The organism is Leclercia adecarboxylata (genome assembly GCF_035787115.1).
GTDB lineage: Bacteria > Pseudomonadota > Gammaproteobacteria > Enterobacterales > Enterobacteriaceae > Enterobacter > Enterobacter adecarboxylatus_E.
In genome coordinates, this window is sequence record NZ_JALKTL010000014.1 from 1 (window position 1) to 26,449 (window position 26,449).

Below are 26,449 nucleotides of genomic sequence, written 5' to 3' on the forward strand. Positions count from 1 at the left end.
GGGCTGCCCTGGTCTCCGCCAACGCCGATCGCACCGCTGAGCAGGCCGGCGCCCTGCACGATGCACGCTTCCAGCACCTGAAGGAGCAGAAGGCCGAGCAGGCCGCTCTGGGGGCTGCCCTGGTCTCCGCCAACGCCGATCGCACCGCTGAGCAGGCCGGCGCCCTGCACGATGCACGCTTCCAGCACCTGAAAGAGCAGAAGGCCGAGCAGGCCGCTCTGGGGGCTGCCCTGGTCTCTGCCAACGCCGAGCGCACCGCTGAGCAGCATATTGATAATTTTGCTGTTCAGGGACGTTTAGCCGCTCAGCAACAGTCAACCCGTGACGACGCGCAAGATACTGCGATTGTGCAGGCGCAACACGCGGCTAATACTGGCACTGACCATGCCAAGGAAATTGAAGCAAATAGCAAAGCAATTAGTAACACCGACCGTAAATTAAGCGCTCTGGCGTCACAGCAGCATATTGATTCCGTATATTATGGTGACCAAATTAAGGCCTTGGCCAATAACGTGGCCGGCGAAGCAAGCGAAATTAATAAAAATAGTGCAGCAATCAGCTCAACTCAGACCAAAGTTGCTGACAACTCCCGGCAGATCAGCAAACTGAATAGTAATTTCAGTAGCCTCAAGTCTCAGGTCGACAGCGATCGTAAAGAATATCGTTCCGGTATCGCGACAGCCACGGCTCTTGCAGGTATGCCACAGGTTAATTCTAACCAAACGTTCATGGTCTCCGCTGCTGCGGGCACGTTCAAAGATGCTTCTGCAATCGCTGTAGGTGGATCGGCAAACGTGAGTGACCACGTTGTTGTCAAGTTCGGGGTGTCTGATTCCACTGAAAATGATGTTGCTGCAAACGTGGGTATTGGATATGGCTTCTAAGCTCGGTCTGTCGATTTTTACAAGATTCCTGATGAAATACGCATTTTGGATACACAAGCCGGAACCTTACGGGTTAATGAATTCATGTTGAAGAGTGCGCAAATTAGATAACGTTTTAAAGCCTCGCGTTATAGCGGGGCTTTATTCGTATAAAGCGAACCTTAAGTTATTGTGATGCGGAGTGATTTTTTGATCGGCTACAGGAACTGCTGCTTAGTAAAACAGTATTATTAATCATTAAATGGTTATACCTTATGCAAGGTTAATTAATTTTAATGCCAATTTATTCTTTTTATTTAAGAAATTATTTATGTCACGATGATTTTTCAGTGCGCCTTATGTAAACCCCATGGAGGTTAACTAACTTGCTGATGGCTAGTGGCGTTTTGACTACAAAAGAACATTGATAAAACATAGTGCAGCATATTGAGAAGACATTAATGAAAAATGATTTGAAAGTGGATTGGTTAATGAAGAAGATAAGAGAAGGTAGTGTTCAGGACTGTCTGGATATAGTTCTCCAACCTTTCATCAATATCGTTGACTCCCGTTGTATCGGAGCGGAAATTTTGACGCGCGGAATATATGATAACGAAATAATCACTCCAGATAAATTCATAAGACTATCTGAGAGAAATGGTTCTATTTTAAGCATAGATTTATTCACATTCAGAAATGGATTGCAATTTCTTTATGATAACCATTTAATGGAACAGGGAAGATTTAGATTCAGCTTCAATTTTTCTCCAGACTCATTTAATCGCCCTGACTTTGCATCTATGATTTCAAAGGATATCAGTCGTGATATTGCTCCCTATATTATTCTTGAGATTACTGAAAGCAAAATCCCATTAAACAACCATGCCATTAGGAATGCTATCAAGTTGCGTGAGCATGGATTCCTCATTGCATGGGATGACGTTGACAGTCTTGACTATGCATTCAGAACGCTACAATATTTTAAGTTTGACTTCGCCAAACTGGATAAAAGTCTATTGGCTAGTGATAGAAAATCATTATTAAAAAACATTATTAGCGTTTACCATGACTTTAATACTGAAGTTATCGTTGAAGGTGTGGAGGAACAAGAACAGTTATCTCTACTGAGACAGATGAATGTAAAACATGCCCAAGGGTATCTTTTCTCTTCGCCAGTCAGTAAAAGCGTGTTTCTCGAAAAGTACATTTTAAATAAAGTGAATGTTTGAATAATGATTCATAAACCCCAGATTATAAATTAAAAAGCAATGAGCTGAATGGATATGAAACCATCAAGGTAACTTAAAATAGCATCAATGTTGTATAATACATGTAACCAACAAAATAGGAACTTAATGATATGTCGAATATTTTCCTACATATTAGTAATATTCAACCAGAAGTGAACTCTCCTGCTGATTTAAGCTCAGTAATTAGTAAAAATGCTAATAAAGTATTTTCTATATCGCTGGCTGTAGTTGACTGGTTGTTGGGAACAATTGACTTTTCCGGAGGTGAGCCATTACCTAAGCTAAAAAATTGCTGCTTTGCTTTTGCGAATTGTAGTAAATTTATAGAATTTGACAGTAAAGGAAGACTAGTTGCAGTCAAACAGAAACCCTCATGGTATCCCGACCTTAATCTCTTCCTTCGTGACCAATGGTTGCGAAACTACCAAATGTATGATTTGCCGCTGGTCAAATTTATTAAATTGTTTCTGAAAACCTTCACTTGTATTCACGACCGCCGGATTCACTGCAATTTATTGTTTGACCTGCAACTGGATAAAATTAAGCAACCCTCTGTACCGTATGCGACTCAACCCGCCAGCAAACTGGGCAATAAGAATCGTAAGTCGACATCACCCAAAGTCGGTGATCTGAAATCATTTGACCTGTTTACTCAATTTTTGGAAAGACTGACTGCTACTGTCGAGGCAAATGAATTCCCAAGAATGCAAGTTCTCACAGGTTATGAAAACCTTGCAAAAGCACCCAAGTCGCTTAAAGGGGCGGTGCGTACTTGGTACAAAGCAGTCACTGGTGACTTACCCCCTAATAATAAAAAAGTGGCCTCTGGGAACGCCAGTATTTACTGTGCATCAATCCGCACGGCAATTTCACAAGTAACAAATTATAATGGCGGTTTACAAGTTTTTTATAACGAGCTTTCTCAAGCCATTTTTAAAGCTGGAGATCTTGAGGTTTCACGCTTCAATTTTAAACCAATTAGTTAATAATCAATTTTTCATGTAAACACAGGCGAACATTTTTTTACCTCATGATTCAACGAAGCCGCACACACTAACAGTATATCTATGAGTCACTTGCCAGTTATTGAGGTTCCGCCGTGGCTAGTTTTATAAGCCTGCTAAGGCTAACTCACAGTACGGCGATGTAACCGTTGGCAGCGAAGCGAGAGACCCCATTATCCCTCTTTGCCCAAACCGCTTTGCTGGATTAGCATTAGCATCGCGCTGTTGATCCAGCGATGCGCCAGACTCTGGCGGTCACTCTCCACCACCACCTGTACCGGCATCTCCCGGGTCACGTTGTCACTCGCCTCCTGCCCCTGAATCGAGACCCGATACCAGACCTTTTCCGGCTTAAGCTCTTTGGCGGGGATCCCTGGAGCGAGGACAATCTCGCCGCCTGAAGCTTTGGCTAGCGCCAGGGACGGTAACTTCGTCAGGCTGTGCTGGTCCACGGTGAGCACGGTCCCTTCTACCGGCTGTACCTGTCCAGGCAGGAACACTTTTGCCCTGGCCCCCGGCTTAATGCGCCCTAAATCATCCTCAGAGACCAGCGCATCCACGTGCCAGCGGGAGCGATCGATAACGGTGGCGATCCGATCGCCAGGGGAGATCCAGCTACCCTCCCGGAAGGTCAGGTTTCGCTCCTCTAAACGCCCGTCAATGGCGGCGACCAGCTGGAGACGACGCATCTCCATCGAGCCCGCCTGTTGCTGCAGGGCAAACTGACGCGCCATCTGCTCGGCCAGCACCTGTCTTGCAGCACTCTCTTTTTCCAGCCCCTGCGCGCCACGGGCGCTCGCCTCCCAGGCCTGGCGCATGGCTAAGGCCTTGTGTTCATCGGTTTCCGGCTGGGGAGCGACCAGCTCAAAAAGGAGCTGGCCTTTTTTCACCGCCTCGCCGTCACTGACATTTATCTTTAGCATCCTTGCGCCAAAGGGGGTGTAGAGGGGCTGCACCAGCGCGGCGTCGATCACACCCGGCAGAGAGACGCTGCGTGACCAGGGAAGTAAAACGCCTGCCAGTAGCACCCCCAGCACCAACACAATGCGTACCCGCCGGGTGGGGCGAATTTCATGGCGACGCAGCCACCAGACTTTCATTTCTCGGATCATCGGAAGCACCACAAAGGTCATCATCTCAATCAAAAACAGGACCACGCCCAGCGCCTTAAAGAAGGCGTGATAGACCACGATAGCAATACCGATAAACAGCATCAGCCTGTAGATCCAGGTGGCAAAAGCGAACAGGATCAGAAAGCGGGAAAAACCCGGTGAGACGTTGTCCGGGAGCGGGTCCTGAAGACCAAACAGCATCTGACGCATCGCCCGTTTTGCCCACTGTCCTGCTCGTTCGTGCAGGCCGGGAAAGTCCAGCCAGTCGCAGAGAATAAAATAGCCATCAAAACGCATAAAGGGGCTGGCGTTGATCATCACCGTCATCACCCAGGCGGTGGTGGCCAGAAAGAACAGGGCATTTTTAAACATGCCTTCCGGAGCAAAAGACCAGAGCAGCGTGGCCCAGGCTGCCAGCACCAGTTCAGCCATGATCCCCGCACAGGCAATCTTTAACCGCTGCGTTGAACGGTTGAGCTTCCAGCTTTCGCCGGTGTCGGTATAGGCCATCGGCAGCATCACCAGCAGCGCCACCCCCATATGTCCCACCCGGACACCGTAGCGGGTCGCCATAAATGCATGACCCAGTTCATGCCAGCATTTAGAGAAGATCAGCGCCAGTATAAAGCCCAGCGCGCCCTGCCAGCTCACCGCCGTACGCAGCGTCGCCTCAACAGAATCCCACTGGCGGGCGGCAAACAGCAGCCCGGTCAACCCTGCCGCCAGGGTCAACAGTAAAAAAGTGCGCGAGAAGAGGATGCTGACCCACGGCAGCACTTTGCTAAGCATCCTCGCGGGATGCAGCAGCGGGATGCGTATAAACAGATAGCTGTGGAGCAGATGTGTCCAGAGGCTCTTTTCCGGCCGGTAGCGGGGAATCTTGAGCAGCTGGTGCTGCTGCAAAAAGCCGACAAAATCCTCAACATCCTGCGGAACGATGTGCAGGGTGGTTTCGGCATTAATGTCTTCGGCTATGGCCTGCGCGTTACCCCGAGGCCAGCGTTTGAGGATCTCAACCTCCAGCCACCCCAGGCGAAACCAGAGGTTTCTGACCGGATCGTTGAGATGCCAGGCCGGGGAGCCGTCCCGGTTTATTCCGGCTTCGCGCAGGTGCAACTCTTCGCGCAGCGCAGGCCAGACCGGATTCATGCCAGGGATGTCGGCCATCACCAGCCCACCCATGCCCGCAGCGTCGCCAGCGGGCGGCGCAGCAGCAGATATCCCAGCGCTTTCCAGTCGCCTGATACGCGCGCGGTGCCCTGCAAACCTATTCGGGCCTCGGCGGTGTTACCCTGCAAGGATCCGCGCAACAGGTAGCTTGCCACGCCGTTCGGCGCTTCTACGGTCTGATACCCCGCATAATCCAGGGTAGCGCTTAACGGGCTGAGCGGGGCGACTTTCAGAAATACCGTCATCGGCGCACCCGGTTTCAGGTTGGTGGATTCGCTGGCAGGTGCCCACGCCCTGACGCCCGGTTTGTCGGGATCGGCAAGCAGACCGATGCGTTCCCCGGTTTGCACCGGACGCCCAACCCAGTCATCGGGATCGGAGTAGACAAATACCCCGTTGCGCGGTGCGCGAATGGTCAGTTTATCCAGCTCGCGCTGGAGCGAGGCCACCTCGACCTGCTTCTCGCGCCAGCGCCCTTCCGCCATCGCCAGCTCCGATTTAGCCTGTTGATCTTCGATGGCTTTCTGCGACGCCTGTTGCAGGGTGGTGTTGGCGGTCGCCAGCTCGGCGGCTGCGACGGCAAGCCGGTTACGCAGGGTGATGTCATCCAGCAGCACCAGCACATCGCCCTTTTTCACCGTCATGTTCGGCAGCGCCACTATCCGCTGGATCACCCCCTGCACCGGGGAAGCGATCACTTCGCTCTCCAGCGAGACAATTTCTGCCGGGACCAGGGTGTATTCCCGGACGGGAATACAAAAGATCAGCCCCAGCACCAGGGCCGCCACCAGCAGGCGTTTGCCACCGCTACGCCGCCAGATCCGCTGCAGTGCCGAGGGTCTCGCGGTCAGCGCCCAGCAGGCGTAGCCGTAGAGTCCGCAGAGTTGCAGCAGGGCAAATTCGGGCGACTCCGGGGTTAACGTTGCAGGCCAGGGTTCGTCCCGCCCGAGAAACAGCAAGGCGAGCAGTTCGCCCTGGGGGCCGATGAGGGGGAAGACCCAGACATACTGCGGCATCCACTCGTTCCACTGGGCCTGCAAAGGCTCACTCAGCATCGGGGCGGTTAGCGGGAGTAAGCGCGCCCCCTCAGCCAGCTTCTGGCAACGCGGAACGATCTCCGCGCTGACCTCGGCAAGCCATAAGGCGTAAGGGGTGTTTCGATCCACATCGTTGAGGCCGGAATGAGCCACCAGCCGGGCCCGCTTTTCCCCTGTCATCTGCATCAACGCCGCCTGACGGTACGCCACCAGCTGGCGCGTCTCATTGCAGATCATAAACCCCAGTTCGTTGTAATCCTTAATGCGGGCAACGCGGGCGGCCAGGCGCCAGCCATTAACGCCTGTCATCACGAGGCCGCTCCTGTCGTCGGACAGGTGGTATCATCCGCAGCACATTGCGGCACGGCTTTTCCGCTCATGCCCGGAAGAATCCCTTCGGCGTTATCCGGAAACGCGGCTTCAATCTCAACCGTCTGGCTGACGGCGTCTACACGGGCGCTTATATGAGTCACCGTCAGCGGGTAGTGTTTCCCCGTCTCCCCGACAGTGGCATCCAGTTTTACCCCGGGTTTGAGCCAGACAATCCAGCCCGACGGCACGTTCAGTCGCGCTTTCGGCGTGCCGCTGCCGACCAGATCAATCACCCCGCCACCAGCCGATACGCCCTGCCCCTCTTTGACGTACACCCGCGCCACCCGGCCATCAAAGGGGGCGACAAACCGGCACTGGGCGAGCTGGGCATCGAAGATCCCCATCTGGCCTTTGGTGCGGTTCACCTCTGCCGCCGCGAGCCCCACTTCCAGCTGGGCCGCCGAGTTGAGCCCCTGCAGCTTGGCTTTGGCTTCATAGCGCAGTTGCGCGCCGTGGTACTCCGCCTGTGCGGCATTGCGCCGGGCGGTCAGATCGGCGCAGTCGAGCGTCGCCAGCACTTTACCGGCGGATACGCTCTCACCAAGTTGGACGTTAACTTTGGCGATCCTGCCTGCCACCACGCTCGACAGCGGACTCTCTTTATTCGCCTGTACCAGAAAACGTACCGGGCTGTTATTCGCCGGGATCCCTTCTGCCAGGACCGGGAAGACTGCGGCCCCCACCAGCAACACCATCACTAAAGCCTTCATAGCTATTCCTGTTAAACCGTTAAGGGCGGGCCAGAGGCACCATTCGCGCCCCGCTGATCCGCTGAATATCATCCGTTACCGACAGCGCCGCCGCCTGGGCCAGCGCGCTCAGGGTACGGGTACTGGTGTCATCCGGCAGATAACTCTGATACTGGCGCGACAGGCGGACGTTGTCATCCCGGTCGATAAGTTCCATTGTCCACTGCCCTTTGCGTGTCGTGTTACTGCTGAGGGTGTTGAACTGCATCCGTAAACGCAGGCTCTGAGGAGAATTATCCAGCGCGATCTGGTTCGCCGCCAGCACCTGGTTAACCGACTGAACAATGGCCGCACGGCTTACCCCGCCTGGGACGCGCCCCACCTCCACCTGCAGACTCTGTGCCTGCCGGGTTTGCAGGGCCGTACTGGCAAAGACCGTCTGCTCTTCGCGGCGCAGGCTGCTGGCTATGGCGCGCGACAGGCTGGTGACGTCGGTCTGCTGCACCTGCTCCGGCAGCAGGTCGATGCCCACAGAGTTCAACACCCGGCCATAGGCGGCCTGGGCCTCAGCATAGGAGCCGGCCATCTGGAAGCGGGAGACAATCGAGCGCGCCTGAGTGCGCAGGGTCTCCAGATCGCTGGTCAGGGAATTATCAGACCCGGCGCGGGAGATGCTTGCCAGCCGCTGGTCGACCTGCGCAGATTGATCGGCGATCTGGAAGTCATAGACCGCCAGCTTGTAGCGCTCCAGCGCCACGCGTACCTGAGTCAGCACTGCCATGCTCAGCGCCATCCGACGGGCATCGTCCGTCTGCTTACGCGCGTCGTTGTTATTGTTGATCGCTGGAATGCTGAGCAGCTTAAACAGGTTCATGGAGACCCCGACGCCGCCCTGTACCCAGCTGTCGTTGTACAGGTAGTCGTTGGAGTCATAGTTGACCCCGGCAAACAAATTCAGATTCGGCAACAGGGAGGCGATCTGCCGTTTGGTTTCATAGCTGTCGATGCGCGCCTTGTAATCTTCTTCACGCAGCTCCGGGCGACGTTCCAGCGCCATCTGCTCGAGCTTGTTGACGTCCTGCGGTACGGCAGAGAGCGGCAACGGCTTGTCGTCCAGCACCACCTGGGTGCCCGGCGGGACATTCATCAGCGCCAGCAGTTCACTTTTCGCCATCTCCATCTGCTGACGCTTCTGGTTGAGCATTGTCATCGCATCCAACAGCGCACGCTGATACTCCAGCCCCTCTACCGGCGGCAGAATGCCCGCCTGCTCCGCTTCACGGGTTTTCGCCAGCGCCGAGGCAATCTGATCCGCCAGCGGTTCGGTCTCTTTCAGCAAACGCTGGGCACCCAGCGCACGCCAGTAGGCGTCACGCACCTCCTGGACGATATTTTGCAGCACCTTGCGGCGACGCTCTTCGGCAATGTTGACCTCGTCAGCCTGCTGCTGTGCGCGGAAATAGCTCATGCCAAAGTCGAGCACATCCCAGGAGAACGTGGCATCAGCCAGGTAGTGCTCACGCTCTTCCGAAGTGGAAGGACGCAGACTGACCACGCCATCGTCAATGCCGACGCTGGTGCCGCCGGAATCGTTGTTACGCCAACGGTAACCCGCATCCGCCATCAGCTTCGGCAGCATATCCTGGGAGGCGAGATCCAGCTGCGAACGTGCCAGCGTGGTTTCCATCATTTTCAGGCGGTAGTCGAGGTTATATTTCAGCGCGCGCGCCATCGCATCGGAAAGCGTCAGCGTACCGGAGATCGCCTCCTGGCCGCGGTACATCGCCGCCCGATCCTGATTCACCCGAGCGGTGATCTCATCCTGGGTCAGCGGGGTAGGTTTGACGGAGCCGCAGCCAACCAGCAGCAGCGCCCCCACCAGCAGACCCAGCGGTGCGAGAGGAAAACGACGCGGTGAACAAGCCATCACTGGCCCAGAAGCATTTAACATTTCAACATTCCCATAATTCATCACTTGGCCTGCTTAACCACCGCAGCGGGCAGCACGATTGTTTTCTGTGGATCCTGGCTATGCAATGCGGCCAGCTGTGCGGAGAGCGACGGTGCCCCGGGAAGGGTCTCTTTTGTCACAACCATCACCATCGGACTGACCTTCTCGCGCTCAACCGGTATCTGAAGGGTTTCGCGTTCATTAGCATGGCGAACGCTGAAGGGACTGAAGGCATCCCACAGCGTGTTCTGCCCGAGAGTATTAGCACCTGATGCCGCGATATCCCGCTGCTGGCGGGTATTGATGTACCAGCGCTGGAACAACACTGCCTGCTCCATCACCGGCGAATTGGCCTTCTCAACGCCATAGCCGAGCATCGCCAGTTTCTGGTTGGCCCGGATAGCATGAGTGTGTTCATGGCTTTCAAACTCATAAATCATTGGCAGGATAAACAGCCCCGGGGTAAAGCTCAGGCGCGACGATGGCAGCGTATCCCGGGTACCGAACAGGTCGTCCCGCCAGCCGTCATCGGCGACCTGTGGCATGGCGGTTACGCCATGGATCACAATGGTTAGCGTCGACTGGCGCGTACTGCCATCCGCATCCTGCACGGTATAAACGAAGATCTCTCGCAGAGCGGCGTTGGCTTCCAGGCTAGCGACCCGCGGATCGCTGCGGTTGACCTCATAGTGCCAGTTGCCGCTGGCATCAAGGCGCAGCACGCCGTACGCCCCGACGGTGAGACCGTTGATCACTCCTGCCCGACCGGTATTGTCAGAAACAACCCCCACTACCGGGCCGGTAACCGCCGGACCGTCTGCTCCCGCGGTGTCGTTGGCAAAGAGGTTACCGTTCTGGTTGTACTGCGCCAGATCCTGGTAGATATCGGCGGTATCAGGCTGGGCCTGCGGAGCATCGTCAATAATGGTGAGTTTCAGTTCGCCGCCGATTTCACCGTTCACCGTGAAGCTAAAGGTGACGTGCAGCGGCACAGCGTCCTGATGGACCATCGCCTGGGTCTGGACGTAACGATAGCTCAGCAGGCCATGGGTGGCATCACTGACCTGATAATTAACCAGCTCCAGACGTCCAAAGCCAAAATCCACCAGCCCCGGATGCTGGGCCGATAACTGCTGCAGTTGAGCCAGCGTAAAGGTCTGCCCGTTGAGAGTCAGTGTTTGCGCCGGATCGAAGGCCGATACCTGCAGTATGCCAGTAGTAATATGGCTGCCACCACTGTGACGCAGCCCCTCTTCGGAGACGCTCAGCTCCAGCACCGGCTTGACCAGCACCTGCACGGTAACGGTTTCCGTCACTCCACCGCTGGTCACCGTATAGGTGTAGGTATCGGGCCCAACATAATCCGGCTGCGGTACGTAACGAATACGTCCGTCCGGCAGCAAAGTTACCGCGCCGTGCGCGCCCTGGCTGACCGCGCTTATCTGACGGTTCGGATCCTCGAAGGTATCGTTCGCCAGCACATCCGTAATCAACTCTCCGCCTTTCAGCAGCGCACCGCGAACGTCTACCCCGTCGGCTACCGGGTTAACGATTATCGCCAGCCTGCCGGTGGTATCGCCGTTTTGATTGCCATCGCTGACCTGCCAGGTGATGACCGGCACAGTGCCGTTCCAGTCGGCAAATGGACGGAAGCTGAACTGCCGATCGCTGGTCAGGGTCAGGGTTCCTGTCCCGGCGACGATCACCGTGCGGCTGCCGTTGGCAGGCACATCGTAACGAGTAGGATCGCCATCAACAGTAAAGCCCGTCACCTGTACGACGTCGTTATCGGCGTCGCTTACCGGCAGGTTGCCCTGGAGAGTGCCGCCATCTTCATCCATATGCGCGGAAATATCGCTGGCAACCGGGGCCTGGTTGATGACCCAGATCACCACCGTTGCCGTCTCTTCCACCCCGCCGCTGCGTACGGTATAGGTAAAGCTGTCAAATCCGACAAAGCCCGGGCGCGGTGTATAGACCAGGGTGCCATTGACGATAACGGCAGTGCCTTCCGTCGGGGCACTGATACCAACAAGAGTCGCATCCGGGTTGCTGAAGGTGTCGTTGCCCAACACATCAATAGTGCCCGGGAAGCTGGCGTGGATCATCGCCACGTCCTGGTTCGCATCCACCACTGGACTGACGCTAATGTCGAGCGTTTGCGAGGCCAGACCGTTCTGGTTGCCGTCCGAGACGGTGTAGATAATTTGCGGCACATCGCCGTTCCAGTCCGCGATCGGACGGAACAGGTACTCGCCATTGGCCTGAAGGGTGATCTCCCCGACCCCCGGGATCGCCACTGTGCTGCCCGGCAGGTACACCCCCGGGAGTGCGCCGACGCGGAAATCAACCACCCGCAGCCTGTCGCTCTCGCTATCCTGGTCATTGGTAAGCACGTTGCCCGTGGCAGGCATATCTTCGGCCACCACATTGCGATCCGGCTGAGGCTGCGGAGCGTTGTTCCGCACCTCAAGGGTGATGGTCGAGGTCTCCAGCACCCCGCCGCTCATTACCGTATAGGTGAAGCTGTCGAGACCGACATAGCCCGCATCAGGGACGTAGGTAATTTTGCCGTTCTGGATCAGCACCTGGCCGTGCTGCGCGGTGCCGGTGGCGACAATCTGTTTATCGCTATTGCTGAAGCTATCATTGCTGAGTGCATCGATAATCAGCGGCTGGCCTGCATGCACCCACAGGTAGTCCGGCTGAATATCGGTCACCGGGGTGACGGTCAGGTTGAGTTCTCTCGTTACCTTGCCGCCATCATGGCCATCGCTGACGACAAAGGTGATGGTCGGCACCCTGCCATTCCAGTCCGCCACGGGCACGAAGGTATAGCCGCCGTCAGCGTTCAGGGTGAAGGTCCCCATCCCCGGGATGGCGTAGCCCCTGCCCGGGAGGTGAACCGCCGTTTCCCCCGGCAGGGACCAGCTCACTACGGTAAGCGTATCGGTCGGATCGGCGTCCTGGACGTTGGCAATGACGTTACCGGCAAGCACACTGTCTTCCGGGCCAGAGACCGGGTCCAACGGGTTCAGCACCGGGCGGGTGTTGGTGACGGTAACGGTAACAAAGGCCACTTCGATGCGCCCGCCGCTGGTGACAGTATAGGAGTAAGTATCCTGGCCGACAAAGGCCGGATCCGGGGTATAGGTGATCTGTTGCCCATCCGGGCTAATCTCCACCCGGCCATGCTGACCCTGGGTAACGCTGCTGATGAGCCGATCCGGATTGCTGAAAGTATCGTTATCCATCGGGCTCTGCACCGACGACTGCCCGGCATGCAGGCTGTAGCTGTCGTTATGCGCGTCAATCTCCGGGGTAACAACGATAAACAGCGTCCCGTCCACCGCCCCGTTATTTTGCCCGTCGGTGACGGTGTAGGTGATTTGCGGTACTACGCCGTTCCAGTCCGCCACTGGGGTAAAGATAAAGTCACGGTTGGCGAAGATCCGCAGCGTGCCGATGTCCGGAATAGTAACCAGCTTCTCATTCGCCCCCTCAAGGGAGGTCGTGAGATTATTAACGGTGACCGATACCAGAGTCAGTACGTCCCCCTCCGGATCCACGGCGTTGAACTGACCGATCAGCTGCGGTGTATCTTCCGGCGTCATCAGCGACGTTTGTTGCGCCGCCGGTGTGCCGTTCAGCACCGCGATAGTGACTGTGCCGATCTCCTGATGCCCGTCCGGGGTGGTAACAGTGTAGGTAAAGGTGTCGATGCCGGTATAGCCCTGCGGCGGCAGATACTGCACGGTGTTATCGCTGAGCACCCGCACCTGTCCGCCCTGATCGGTGCGGGAGAATAGCGAGCCTGCCACCGGCGTTCCGGCGTTCAGCGTCAGGCTGACATCCGGGGTTGAGAAGGTGTCATTGTCAAGCACCGGAACGATCACCGGGTTATCGGAATGGACAATAGCAAAGTCGTTGAAGGTATCCCCCACCGGCACCACACCAATGTTCAGTACGCTTTGGGTGATGCCACCGTCATTGCCATCAACAACTGTAAAGCGGATAACCGGCACCGCCCCGTTCCAGTCCGCGGCTGGGGTGTACGTCCAGCTCCCGTCCCTGTTCATCACTAGCGTGCCCGCTGCCATCGTCGCAGTTTGACCGGCATTATAGGTGACGTTATCCACCGAGAACTGGGTCAGGGCCAACGGATCGTTATCCCCGTCGCTGACGCGATCCATTACGTTGCCGCTCAACGGGGTATCTTCCGCCGTGGTCAGGGCAAAATCCGCCGAGGTCGGCGGGGTATTGAGCATGTTAACCGTGACGGTAGCGGTTTCCCGCACGCCGTTGCTGAAGACGGTATAAGTGTACGTATCGCTGCCTACATATCCGGCAACAGGGGTATAACGCAACTGGCCGTTTTCCAGAGTAACAGTGCCGTGGGCGCCCTGGGTAAAGGATTCAACGGTACGCTGCGGATTGCTGAAGCTGTCGTTGGCCAGCACATCGTTCAGCACCGGTACCCCGGCATGGGTACTGACGCTGTCGTTGACGGCATCCTGCACCGGTAGCACGGTGATATTCAGTTTGTTGCTCACCAGACCGTTGCTATTGCCATCGGTCACTGTGTAGGTGATATCAGGTATGGTGCCATTCCAGTCCGCCAGCGGCACGAAGCCATAACGCCCGTCCGCCTGAATGGTGAGTTGGCCCACGCCAGCAAGAGTGACAAACTCCCCGGCCTGATAGACGACGCCCTGCACAGCAAACTGGGTAACGCGCAGCACATCGCCATCCAAATCGCGATCGTTAGTCAGGACATTGCCTGCGATGCCGGTATCTTCCAGGGTCACGATCGTGTCAGGCTGGGTCTGAGGAGGCGTGTTGCGCACATCAACGGTGATGGTCGCCGTTTCGCTTTTACCGCCGCTGAGAACCGTATAGGTAAAGCTGTCTACGCCGACATAGCCCGTATCCGGCAGGTAAACTACCTGCCCGTTTTGAATGGATGCCTGCCCGTGCAGCGGCTGACCGAGCGAGACGATCTGCCGATCCGGGTTGGTAAAGGTGTCGTTTTTCAGCGCGTCGATAATCAGCGGTTTTCCGGCATGCACCAACACGTTATCCGCCACGATATCGGCCACTGGCGTCACGACCAGATCCAGCTGACCCGAAACCAAGCCGTTCTGATGGCCATCGCTGACCATAAAGGTGATGGTCGGCACGCTGCCATTCCAGTCTGCTACCGGTTTAAAGGTGAACTGGCCGTTGGCCTGCAGGGTAAAGGTGCCGAGGCCCGGGATCAGGTACGGCGTGCCGACACTGTGTGACGTCGCCTCCCCCGGCAGGCTCCAGCTCTCGACGCGCAGTATATCCGTGGCATCCACATCCGAGGCATTACTCAGCACCGAGCCTGACAGTTCTGCGTCTTCCGGGCCGCTCAGGGTAGTGAGGGCCGGAATAACCGGCGGGGTATTCGTTATAGTAACAACTACCGTCGCCGTTTCCGTCACGCCACCGCTGGTGACACTGTAGGAGTAGGTATCCTGGCCGACATAGCTTGCCACTGGAGTATAAGTAACGGTGCCATCCACATTAATGTTGACAGAACCATGCTGGCCTTGGGTCACGCTCGTTACGTGTCGATCGCTGTTGCTGAAGGTATCGTTAGCGAGCAGATCCTGGGTTCCACTCTGCCCGGCGTGCAGCGACAGGGTATCGTTACGGGCATCGCTTACCGGGGTGACGATCAGCGTCAGCTTGCCGTCGATCTCGCCGCCCGGATTGCCGTCGGTCACGGTATAGGTGATCTCAGGCACCGTCCCGTTCCAGTCGGCAACCGGCGTAAAGCGCCAGGTCAGATCTGCACTGACCTCCAGAGTGCCGATCCCGGCCAGGGTCAGGGTTTTGGTTGCCTCACTCCCCAGCACCAGAGTCTGACCTCCGGCGCTAAAGGAGACTACCTCCAGCACATCGCCATCGGTATCTTTAGCGTTAAAACGTCCGCTGAGGGTACTGTCTTCCGCCAGGGTCTGGCGATCGTCGAGAGTACCCGGTCGGCTGTTGGTCACCAGAACGCTCACCGTCGCCGTCTCCACCACCCCGTTATAGCTAGTGACGGTATAAGTGAAGGTGTCGATGCCGGTAAAGTTGGCTGGCGGCTGATAGCGCAGGGTATTATCAGACAATACCAGGATCTGCCCCCCCCGATCGGAAACGCTCAGGATCGAGCCGGCAACCGGACGCCCGGCGACGATCGTGACCTGCTGCTTGTTGCTGAACAGATCGTTGTCGAGCACCAGGATCACGACGCTGTTGTCGGTATGGGTGACTGCGCTGTCATTCATAGCATCAACCACCGGGATCACGCTGATGCGTAAATTGCTGGTGGTGGTGCCAGTGTTGCCGTCGGACAGGGTGTAAGTCGCCAGCGGCAAGGTACCGTTCCAGTCAGCGGCCGGGGTAAAGACCCAGTTGCCGTCGGCTTTCATGGTCAGTGAGCCCGCTTCGACCACCGCCGTCTGCCCGGCACTGTAGCTGATGCCACTCAGGGTAAAGCCGGTGAGGACCAGCGGATCGCCGTCGGCATCTGTCCCGCTCACTCTGTCGCGCAGGACGCTGTCCTCGGCCGTGGAGAGCGTGACATCCCGGGATACCGGGGCGGTGTTGGTCATCGACACGACAACAGTCGCGGTTTCGGTGACGCCCCCGCTGGTGACGGTGTAAGTGAAAGTGTCCGACCCAACATAGCCCGCTACCGGGGTATAAACCAGCTGGTTGCCGACGATGCTGACCCTGCCGTGCAGCGGCGCGGAGGTGGCAGTAATCGCTTTGGCGCTGTTCTCAAACGAATCGTTCGCCAGCACGTCGAGGGTGACGGTTTTCCCGGCGTGGGTGGTCGCCGTATCGTCGACGATATCCGTAATAGGGGTGACGGTAATATCCAGCGACGCCCGGTTAGTGCCGCCGAGATTACCGTCATTGACGATGATTTCAATCGTCGGCACCTTGCCGTTCCAGTCGCTGACCGGGGTAAAGATGTAATTGCCCGCGACATCAATAATAAAGGTTCCGGCCCCCGGGATGGCGGCGCGCTGGCCGACGTTATAGCTGACGTTGTTTACGGCGAATCCGGAGACCGCAATCGGATCGCCGTCCGGATCCTGCAGGGTGGTAAGGATATTACCAGTGGCATTGACGTCTTCCGGCGTGGTGGCAAAGAAATTTCCGGTGCCCGGCGCGGTGTTGGTCAGGATCACCGTCACTGTCGCCGTCTCCGTCACCCCGCCGCTGGTCACGGTATAGGTGTAGCTATCGGTGCCAACGTAGCCCTGTTGCGGCATGTACAGTACGGTGTTGTTGGCGGTGATAGTGACACGCCCATGAGCCGGTTGCGTGACTGCCGTGACCTTATGATCCGGGTTGCTGAAGCTGTCATTGAACATGACATCGCGATCAACAGACTGGCCGGCATGGACGATGTAAACATCATCCTGCACGTCCGCCACGGGTGCCACCGTCAGGGTAAAGCTGCCCTGCGCCGTTCCGCCCATATTGCCGTCGAAAATTGTGTAGCCGATAACCACGCTGCCGTTCCAGTCGGCCACAGGGGTGTAGAGATAGCTACCGTCAGCGTTCACCTGCAACTGGCCCTGATTGCCCGGCAGGGTGATGGCTGTGCCTGCCGTGTAGTCTTTGCCGTCAACCGTATAAACGGTCAAGGTCAGGGTATCGCCGTCGTCATCCCGGTCATTGATAAGCAGGTTGCCGCTGACCTGGGGACTGTCCTCGTTAATGGCACGCACGTCGTTCACCGTCACCGGCTTAATGTTGGTAACATCAATGTTCACGGTAGCGGTTTCGGTCACACCGCCGCTGGTCACGGTATAGGTAAAGCTGTCCGCGCCGACGTAACCCGCTGCCGGGGTATAGACAAAGGTGGTGCCGTCAAAACTGAGCGTACCGTGCGCAGGGTTAGTGTGGTCGGTGATGGCGCGATCCGGATTCTCAAAACTGTCATTGGCTAACAGCTGTGAGGCGGGCAGCGTCAGGGGGCGCCCGGCATGAATGTTGGTCCTGTCATTAACAATGTCCGCCACTGGGGTGATTGCCACCCCCAGCTGCGCCGGAGAGGACCAGTGGTTCGTCGCAGTGGACCCGTTGGCGGCAAAATCGTAGAAGTTCACCCGGGAGTAGAGTCCCGTCCCGCCCACCAGCGCCGGATCGCTGGAGTCCGCAACCCGCAGCTGTAGCCCTCCGTTCACCGGGCCGTTGTAATCGGCGGTCTGGATAAAGCGCATCCGGGTATCGCGGCTTAGAATCAAGGCACTGTCAGCCGTCAGATCGGTTGGCAACGTTTTCCAAGTCCCATTTTGCTGGTATTCCCAGTGCCCTTTGGTCGTGTCGGTGGTATCGGCAAAAATCCCAATTAGCGTCAGCGGCTGGCTGGCGTTGCCGCCGCCCGCCACCGCGCTCTGGTTATCCAGCCGATCGCTATAGCTGCTGTCCAGCAGTTGACCGAGCGTAGTCGGGACATTGCCATCTTCCGGGAAGGACCAGAGGGCGCTATTGATCAGTGGGCTGTCGTTGACGTTAGTTACCGGCTGAGTGAGGCTTACCAGCTGGCTGCTGAACAGGGAAGTGCCGCCATTCGTCTGAGTGCTGCCGCTGGTGCCGTTCATTGGCTGTGTAGCGGTGCTGGTACTGTCCCCGTTGGTATTGTTCTCCACCAGCCGCACGTTGAGCTGATTTGGGGTGCCGAAGAAGTTCGCTGCCGGGACAAAGCGCAACTGCGCTGCACCGTTGAGGAACAGGACGTTGCTGTCGTCGCGCCTGCCAACGGCCGACCAGCTCAGGCCGCCATCGGTGGAGTATTGCCACTCACCCTGCTTTGCATCCAGCGTCAGTCGGCTGATGGCAATGCCCCAGAAGGCATCGCTACGGCTACCGCCTGCTCCACCGTTCGGGCTGTTATCGACATTATCGCGGCTGTCATCAAACAGCGGGCCAAACAGGCTACCGACCGTGGTGCCCTGACTGTTCGCCGGCGTCGTATCTTCGCTGATGGTCGGGAGCGTGACGCTGCTGCCCGTCGCGACCGGCGCGTCGTTGACCGGGTTCACGGTAAAGGTAAATTCCCGGGTGGTAATAATCGCCGCCGAAGTCTGATCGGCATAATCCGCCCGGCCCGGATCGCTGAAGGCGCTGGTCATGTTCGCCGGTAAGGCTCCCGGACGAGAACCGGTAGAGCCGCTGTCATTGACCGTCACTACCACGCCAAAGTTGCCATTCCAGTCCGCCGCTGTGGCGCTGCCGGCTACATCAGGCAGCGTGACGGTTATTGCAGCCAGCCGGCTGTTGATCTCTGCCAGCGTGCCGGTGAGGCGCACCGTGCTGCCGCCGAGGCCCTGTACCGTTCCGCCGCTGCCGCCAATTTGGCTGATGACAAAGCCGTTTGGCACCTGAACGTTGACCGTAAGGCTACTGCTTCCCGCATCAACATCTGTCACGACGATGGCTGGCAGAAGCACGGTGCTGCTGCCCTCACTGGCCTCAAGCTGTGGGGTACTGCCCAGCCGGATTTCAGCGGCATCGTTGACGGAACTCTGGAACACCAGAATCGAGGCGGCGCTGACGTTTTGCGCCAGCCCTGTGGGCAGAGCGGCATAGGGATCCACGTCCACCAACGAGGTACTTTGGGTATTCGTGTTGCCGGCATTGCTGTTCAGTCCACCATTGGCAAAGCCGGTTGGCACGTCATTAGCGTCACGCAGGCGATCGTCGGCGATCACCTCTACCCGGTAGAAGCGGTCGGCATCATCCGTATCGATGCCCACCATTTTTACCTGCAACTGGGCCAGCCAGGTGTTGATTTGCGCCCGCGTACCCTCGATCACCATCGGGGCGCGATCGCCATCGGTCGGCGGTGCGCCGGTGGTAATAATAGTGACCCCACTGTTGGTCGCCCCGGAGGTAATCGAGATCGAGGTGGTGCCGCGGTAATCCGCTATCAGCAGCGGTGTGCCGTCAGGGAAGGTAAGGCGCACGGTAACCCGCAGGCGATCGGTTTCGTCCGTTGCAATCCCGCCACTGTCGGTCAGATCCGGATCGTCCACCGAGAAGCCCGGTACGGTGGTAAACCCGTTACCAACGGTATCGTTCAGGTTGATCACACCGTTGCCAGCATTAACCACCGGCGCATCGTTCACCGGTTGGATAGTCAGCGCGATACTGAGATCGGCGGGAGCGGTGCCCTGGAGGGCACCCACTGTCGCCGCCTGGGTGTCGAGGCTGACGGTCAGGGTGACATCCCCCGCCGCGCCGTCGTTTTGATCATGGTTAGCATTCAGGGCGCTGAGGTAAGTTAACCCGAGCGTCGGATCGTTAAGCAGCGCCTGGATGGCGCTGGCCTTTCCGGTTAACACCAGCGTGCCGCTGTTATCGCCGCTGATGGTAACGCCGTTCAGCGCGCTCTGCGCCCCGTCCCCCCCGATGCCAAGCTGACCCTGGGCCACACGCAGCGTCACCGTCACCGGCAGGCCGAGGGCGTCCGACTCAACGTCGGAAACCACGAAGCCACCGCCAATAAAGGAGACCTGATCTTCGCGCACGATGTTCTGGGTATTGCCCGCAAGCTGGCCAGGATCGTTAATACTCGACGCCAGCAGCGTCGCCGTGCTGGCAGCAATATTGCCGTCGTTGACCGGTACGCCATCCGCATACCAGTTGTAGTTTTTGCCGTCCACCGCAGTTGGCTGCTGACCAAACGCCGGGGCAACCACCTCATTCACCGGGCCGCCGTTGGCGCTGCCGGTAAGGTTGCCACTGGCATCGCGCAGGCGGTCATCAGTGATGACCTGAATCTGGTATATCGCGTTACGGTCATTACTCATGGCAATGGTGAGCCCTGCCAGGGCGCTGTTAATCTGCGCTACACTGCCGGTGAGCACCAGCAGATCGCCGTTGCCACCCGTCACGCTGAGCCCGGCCACGCTGGCGATACCGAAGGTGACATCGCTGTACTCCGCCTGGGTGAACGCCGAACCATCGGCATGCAGCAGGCGAACGGTAGTTTGCAGGCGATCGGTAACGTTAGCGGCACCTGCACTGAGGTCAGGATCGGCGACGGTAAAGTCGGGAACCGGCGTGCTCCCTGCTCCCACCTTAATGACGCTGCCCGGTTCGCTCACCGTAGGGGCGTCGTTCGCCGGGGTAATGTCGATCACAAACCTGTTGGCGGACTGCTCTTTTTCGCCATCGGAGAGGCGGAAGGCAAAACCGTCCTGAGTGCTGGCGCGGTCATCGCCGTCATTAAGGTAATAGATATAGCCCCGGGCAATATCCTGCTGGGTAAAGGAGGAACCAGCGCCCAGCACGTTGAAGTTGACGCCATCGGTGGAGCGCGCCAGGCGACCAAAGGCCGGAGATTGAGTGACAGTGAACTGCACCTGCTCTGCACTGCTGTCGGGATCGTAGGCCTGCAGCATGGACGCGGTAATTTGCGCGTAGCCGCTTTCACGCACCGTCAATGGGGTGTTGACCGGCGCGCCCCCCGCCATATTTGGCGAGTCGCTGCTGACCACCGGGTCGGCGGCGGTCGGGGTAGCGGCAATTTGTGGACCGTCGTTAACGTTGGTGATCACCAGCCCAACCGTCGCAGCACTCAGTGACTGCGTCCCCCAGCGGTCAATGGCGGCAACCGAGAAGCTGGTGTTGCGGATCTCAGAGCCGTCGCTGACGAAGCGCAACCCACTGCTGCCGTTATTGGTCAACAGCGAAGCATCGAGTTGTAAGGTATTGAGATCGCTGGCTGTAAGGGTTGTCCAACTGCTGCCGTTGTAATACTGCAACACCCCGCCGGTGGGCAGGGTTTTAAAGATGATCTTCAGGGCATTGCTGCCCGTCGCCTCGTTATTCAGGGCGTAATTGGTATTGCCGTTGAGAGTCGCGTTGGTTTCATACGGGCTGCCGCTGTTGGCATCGTCCGGGTCGCTGACTGAGAGCATACCGCGGGTAATGACCAAGGTTTCGCCCTCCGCCAGCACGTTGCTGGACGAGCCGCTCACGACCGGGGCATCGTTCACCGGGGTAACAAAGACGCGTGTATCCACACGTGAAATCACCGGCACCGGCTCCCCATTGGCATCCAGGGTGACGCGTCCTGCGCTGACGGTAAAGCTGGCGTTGAAGGTAAAGGTTTCTCCCCCATCATGGGCGAAACGGATCGCGCCGTTATTCACATCTGCCTGAGTGAAGGTCTCCAGCGGGAGCAAAGTGACCCAGCTGCCGTTGACATTTTTTTGCAGCATCAGCTCGTTTCCCGGGCCAAGCCAGGTATAAACCACTTCCGCAGGGTCGACGTTAGGCAGCGTATAGCTCAGTCCCGGCGTGGCATCGGTGATGTTGCCGGTTCCCGCCAGCACCAGCGTGCCCCCTTCGGTCAGGACGCCGTGGGTGAGTGCATTTGGATCGTTGACGTTGGTGCCGAACACCGGCGAGAGCGTGGTCACAGGCAGCTGATCGAGCGCCGGGACGTTTCCAGGAGGCGGGTTCGAGGCTTGATCGGCGAGAGTAATGTTAAAGCGGAACGCGGTCAGGGCATAACCTGGCGCATTGCCATCGTAGACACCGCCTTCACGAATATTCTCCTTGCCGGTAGTATCCCAATAGATATTTAACGCATGATCAACTACCCGGAAGTCAAAGCTGTCCTGCTCGTTGGCAGAGGTACTGCGGTACTGCACATAGCTGACGCGACCCGCTTTGATATCCGCTACAGAGAAGGTGTCACCGCTTTGCAATCGCAGACCTTTGAGGGTCAGGTAGCCGTGGAACAAATTAGCGGTATCTACCACAAAGCTCACCTGACTGTCGTCAGAATCCACGTCGGTAGCATTTAGCATTGAAGGGGTTAAGACCACGCTGCCGCGGGTTGCATCGACAACAGCAGACTGACTGCTGGTGGCATCGAAGATCGGGTTATCGTTGACGCTGTCAATCGTCAGGGCAATCACCCCGTCGCTGTTGGAAGGCGTGCTGGTACCGCCTCCCTGATCGGTGACCCGCACGCCGAAGCTATCCCGCCTGATGCCTTCGGTTCCGTCATTGCTGTAGGTCAGCTTGTCTTTGTCAGCATAGCTAAAGCTGAAACCAGCCTGGATCGGCTGCCCGTTAAAATAGAGTACGCCGTGGGCGGGCAACTGGGTGACCGTCAACGTCAGCTGGGTATCCTGCGGATCGCCGCCGGTCGTGGCTTCAATATACTGGCCGACGTTACCGGTCAAATTGGCGTTTTGCGGTTGGCCTTCAAAAACAATGCCGCTGCCGCTCACGCTCGGGGGCTGGTTTTCCGGCTGGATGTTGAGCGTTACCGTGACGTGGTCCGATAAATTCAGCGGCGTAGCGCCGTCATTCAGGCTGGCAGAAAAACTGTCGGCCGTGTTCTGGTCCGCTCCGGTCGCAGTATGGACATACTTTACCCCACCATTCATCACATCCTGCTGGGTAAAGACCGAGCCGACGCCAATCCGCTGGCCGTTCAGGGTCAGATAGCCGTAACGCGGCAGTGCTGTCAGGCTGTAGACCATCTGGACAGGCGTTTGTGCCCCTACAGCCAGCTCGGGATCGCCAATCGCCAGCACCGAGGCATCAATGACTGTGCCGCTGCCGTTGCGCTCCGGTACCAGCAGGCTGCTGTCATTAATGGTCGCCGGATCGTTGGCCGAAGTGATAATGATGCGCTGCGTCATCCACGCTACGCCACCCGAATCGTTAAATACGTAAATGTCGATGCCGGTGGAATCGGTGTGATTACCGAGTTCCCGGTCGGCGGCGGTGAAGGTCAGTTGATTGAGCCACGTCTGGGCCTCAGTAGTCGTGCCGCTGAAGCTCAGGAACTGACTGTCCGCAGGCTGCACGCCATCGGACAGCGTCCCTTTAGCGGGATCCTGCAGGTAGAGGTTGAGAATAACCGTGGCAGAAGGGTCGCTCTGATCAATGGTCCAGCCGCTAAGCTGCCCCACTTCCTTGCCAGGGGTGAGCACTGACGGCTCGCTTACGATCAGATCGCCATGGGCATTCGCGAGGGTCGGGGTCTCCAGAAGGCCCGCGTAATCGAGGGCCAGAGTGCGGGCCTCGATAGTGCCTACTGCGGTTTCCAGTACCCAGTCGCCGCCTGCATCACGGTTGCCCGTGGCATCGCTGGAGGCCGCCACATCCGCGTGGGTAAAGGCCGCGAGCTGGCTAACCAGCGCAGTGTCGTTGCGAGTGACGGAACAGCCGTAGAGCAGGATATCTCCGTCTGCGCTTAGCTTATCACCCAGCGCCTGCAGCTGTGGCTGCAGCGTCGCGACGCTCTGCGAGGTAATGATGTCGCTCCCCAGCGTAATTTCGTCGCTCATGCCGTGGCTGTAAATATGGATGGCTGAGATTTGCTTTTCGTCTGCCAGCGCCTGGTTGAGCTGGCTCAGACCAGAGCTGCCCTCCCGGATTACCACCACTTTGCTGCTCTGCGGTAACTGCGCCACCAGCGACTGCCAGTTTTTGATCTGGCTGTCGATAACGAAGACCTCTTTGCTGGCGGTCGGCTGGGCGGATGCCGCGTGGTCTATCGTAACGGGGTGGAATGCGTCACGAGCACTGTCCTGAGGGGCATCACTGCTTACATCATGATGTTGTGCGGTCTCCGCAATGGCTGCGCCGTCAAATAATTGACGCGCTTCCAGCGCGAAGCGATGTAAACGCGGACGGCGAAAGGTGATGCTGGCATTTTTTTTCATATATCCACACGAAAAACGAAACCTGTAACGATATGTTACCCTGCTGAATAAATCAGCCCATAGCATTTTTTGTTAGATCTACTTAAATAATGGTTTTCATATCGATTTAATATACTTCAAAAATTAAAAATTACTATATAAAACAACATCCAATATGGTTTTTACAAAAGCCACCACTACAGGTAATAGATTGTTACGCATCTAACAATGCGATCTTTTGAAACAAAGTCTTCATGTAAACTTTACTTTTAATCAATTCAATTCCATTGGCCTTAGCAAATGCAGATAAACACGGTTATGTATTATACAAAAAGAGTGTAGTATACAAAAAGATTGTAGTGAAATAATCACCTCTGTGAATGTTTTATTCCAATAGTAGTATCAGTCGTGACGACTATTGCTCTTAAAAAATTCCGATTGTAAAGCCTCTGAAAGACCTAGACTTGTAAATGACATTTTAAAAAAATTTATATTAATAATTTACCGCTTTCTTATGCTTCAATAGCGTTATCTTTGAATATAATCTATTCCACGTTCTGCTTACACATAGTGAGGCTGTAATGTTAAAAATTAAAAGGCTTTCGGTTTTGTTATTTAATCACAAAATCTGAGATAAAATTAACAAATAAATATAAGGTGAATTAATCTTTTATTGTATATATCAATGCGGCAGTTAGCATTAATATATTAAGGTCGGTGCCAAACTAAATTCATAACTATATTTCCGCTCAAAGAGTTAAGATCCTCTAGATAATTAAATTATTGAAAAAAATCTATATCTTTGAGGATTAACTTACTCAACTTTAATTGGTATATTACTCCCCTGCGTCTTGAGACTTATTTCTACAGAATCTTTGTTGTTCCAAATTTTGCTGCCGCTTTTTCATGAATTGGGATATGATTACTAGGTTAGAGATAACAAAATGCTAACGGGAATTTATTCAACTCGTCACGAAGACAACGACCTTCTTGTCTATGATCTGATATTCAAGGCAATAATTTGAGGACTTTAGCTTTATCTTGTAACAGTCAGGCATACCGCGGATGACCTGGTCCCCGGTAATCATAACAGAGTGTTTCTAGCTACTACCGCTAATGGCACATAGCGGACATACGCAGAAAGAAGCTAACGAACGAGCATCAGCGTCTTCAATTATCGCTTTTACTCTTAGAATGGTCTGCCGTATGGTGTCAAATTCCCGGGCGATCGCGCTGATACTCTTCTCTTCACTTAAACGCAGGAATACCACTTTCTTTTGTTCATCATCCGGAGTCGGCGGGCGGACGAAACGCTTTCCGGAAGCCTTAGCCCGCGCAATACCTGCATGCGTACGTTCAAGCAGCAGATCCCGCTCAAATTCAGCAACCGCAGAGATTACCTGCATTGTCATCTTCCGGCGGGACTGGTGAGATGTCCCCCTTCCAGTGTTAGGCAGTGAACACATATTTTGACGCAAATAGCAGTTTAATGGTTTTCGAGTATCCATGGCTATTCAGCATTGGAGCAGCGTTGTTAAATTTCTTTAAATAAATCTTTCAGTCCCGGCCTTGTAAGGAACTGAGAGGGATTCCCCGTTTTGAGCTCTCGTTTAGCATTATATCGTTTTGTCGAATGCATCAGGATTACTCCCTTTCTGGCACGGGTGACGCCCACATAGTGAAGATTGAGACACTGCTGTTCATTCTGAAAAATTACATCGTAGCTGCCTTTCACATACTCCCTTGCAGGTAACACCCAGTCATACAGATCCAGATGTATTACGACGTCAAATTCCAGCCCCTTTGATTTGTGCAACGTCATAATTTGGACTTCATCGTCCCGGACATACAAATAGTTGTTTTTAATGCGGGGTACCGTAAGCGCATCGTTTATTCCGTTAATGTGAGTCTCACTGAGTTCACAACCGGTACATGAAAAAACAGCCAGTCTGATAGCTTCTGGCAGGTTGGCATCAGAAGTGACACGTACCTGCCGGATGAGTTTGCGGGCCAGAACTACGTCGCTCCGTTTGGCAACAGCGCTGAGGTAATCATCAATGACAAGCTGAGCCGTTATTTTTATATTGTATCTGTAATGCAGCAATGCTTTAACCAGTCCTGATACCTTATCTCCGGCCTTACTTAAGTTATCGTCCAGGTATGTGAATTGCCACGGGTTTAACAGACACCTCAGAGTCATTTAAGATGGCTTAAAGAGAGGTGCCCATGAGCGGTAAGCGTTATCCCGAAGAGTTTAAAATTGAAGCAGTCAAACAGGTTGCTGATCGTG

9 protein-coding genes and 2 pseudogenes are annotated in these 26,449 nt (G+C 56.0%); 3 read left to right on the forward strand and 8 right to left on the reverse strand.

Translation table 11 applies throughout. The annotated features are described in order from the left end of the window. The 3 genes from MXM41_RS22270 to MXM41_RS22280 form a co-directional block, all read left to right on the forward strand. Positions 1 to 884: YadA-like family protein (locus tag MXM41_RS22270; protein WP_325934440.1), on the forward strand; the 884-nt coding region annotated here is incomplete at its 5' end. 440 nt (positions 885 to 1,324) lie between these two features. Then, complete coding sequence (locus tag MXM41_RS22275; RefSeq protein ID WP_325934441.1) at positions 1,325 to 2,092, forward strand: EAL domain-containing protein; 768 nt, start codon at positions 1,325 to 1,327, stop codon at positions 2,090 to 2,092. A gap of 131 nt (positions 2,093 to 2,223) precedes the next feature. Then, positions 2,224 to 3,099: a hypothetical protein gene (locus MXM41_RS22280; protein ID WP_325934442.1), complete on the forward strand. Its 876-nt coding sequence runs from the start codon at positions 2,224 to 2,226 to the stop codon at positions 3,097 to 3,099. A 191-nt stretch (positions 3,100 to 3,290) separates the two neighbouring features. Here the strand turns inward: MXM41_RS22280 and MXM41_RS22285 are convergent, their stop codons facing one another. The 8 genes and pseudogenes from MXM41_RS22285 to MXM41_RS22320 form a co-directional block, all read right to left on the reverse strand. Continuing rightward, positions 3,291 to 5,396, reverse strand: a complete 2,106-nt coding sequence (locus MXM41_RS22285; protein ID WP_325934443.1) for an HlyD family efflux transporter periplasmic adaptor subunit — start codon at positions 5,394 to 5,396, stop codon at positions 3,291 to 3,293. Beyond that, a complete protein-coding gene (locus MXM41_RS22290) occupies positions 5,396 to 6,745 on the reverse strand; it encodes an efflux RND transporter periplasmic adaptor subunit (RefSeq protein WP_325934444.1) in 1,350 nt (449 codons plus the stop codon). The genes MXM41_RS22285 and MXM41_RS22290 overlap by 1 nt, the downstream gene beginning before the upstream one ends. After that, on the reverse strand, positions 6,745 to 7,518 hold the full coding sequence (locus MXM41_RS22295) for an efflux RND transporter periplasmic adaptor subunit (RefSeq protein WP_325934446.1): 774 nt from the start codon (positions 7,516 to 7,518) through the stop codon (positions 6,745 to 6,747). The genes MXM41_RS22290 and MXM41_RS22295 overlap by 1 nt, the downstream gene beginning before the upstream one ends. 19 nt (positions 7,519 to 7,537) lie before the next feature. Beyond that, positions 7,538 to 9,424, reverse strand: coding sequence for a TolC family protein (locus tag MXM41_RS22300; RefSeq protein ID WP_325934449.1), 1,887 nt, complete (start codon positions 9,422 to 9,424; stop codon positions 7,538 to 7,540). A gap of 44 nt (positions 9,425 to 9,468) precedes the next feature. Beyond that, positions 9,469 to 24,180 (reverse strand): Ig-like domain-containing protein, encoded by a 14,712-nt coding sequence (locus MXM41_RS22305; protein ID WP_325934450.1) that lies wholly within the window; start codon positions 24,178 to 24,180, stop codon positions 9,469 to 9,471. A gap of 941 nt (positions 24,181 to 25,121) precedes the next feature. Further along, a pseudogene (locus MXM41_RS22310) lies at positions 25,122 to 25,226 on the reverse strand (type II toxin-antitoxin system mRNA interferase toxin, RelE/StbE family); the annotation flags it as partial. A 33-nt stretch (positions 25,227 to 25,259) separates the two neighbouring features. Continuing rightward, a pseudogene (locus tag MXM41_RS22315) lies at positions 25,260 to 25,627 on the reverse strand (recombinase family protein); the annotation flags it as partial. A gap of 66 nt (positions 25,628 to 25,693) precedes the next feature. Continuing rightward, the gene (locus MXM41_RS22320; protein ID WP_325934451.1) at positions 25,694 to 26,263 is read right to left on the reverse strand and encodes a 3'-5' exonuclease; all 570 of its coding nucleotides are present in this window, start codon (positions 26,261 to 26,263) and stop codon (positions 25,694 to 25,696) included. Positions 26,264 to 26,449 lie beyond the last annotated feature (186 nt).

What these genes read in the sequence shown, in the direction of transcription:
- MXM41_RS22295 (WP_325934446.1), bottom strand. Translation starts at nt 7,518, where the DNA reads ATGAAGGCTTTAGTGATGGTGTTGCTGGTGGGGGCCGCAGTCTTCCCG.
- MXM41_RS22305 (WP_325934450.1), bottom strand. Translation starts at nt 24,180, where the DNA reads ATGAAAAAAAATGCCAGCATCACCTTTCGCCGTCCGCGTTTACATCGC.
- MXM41_RS22280 (WP_325934442.1), top strand. Translation starts at nt 2,224, where the DNA reads ATGTCGAATATTTTCCTACATATTAGTAATATTCAACCAGAAGTGAAC.
- MXM41_RS22300 (WP_325934449.1), bottom strand. Translation starts at nt 9,424, where the DNA reads ATGGCTTGTTCACCGCGTCGTTTTCCTCTCGCACCGCTGGGTCTGCTG.
- MXM41_RS22285 (WP_325934443.1), bottom strand. Translation starts at nt 5,396, where the DNA reads ATGGCCGACATCCCTGGCATGAATCCGGTCTGGCCTGCGCTGCGCGAA.
- MXM41_RS22275 (WP_325934441.1), top strand. Translation starts at nt 1,325, where the DNA reads ATGAAAAATGATTTGAAAGTGGATTGGTTAATGAAGAAGATAAGAGAA.
- MXM41_RS22290 (WP_325934444.1), bottom strand. Translation starts at nt 6,745, where the DNA reads ATGACAGGCGTTAATGGCTGGCGCCTGGCCGCCCGCGTTGCCCGCATT.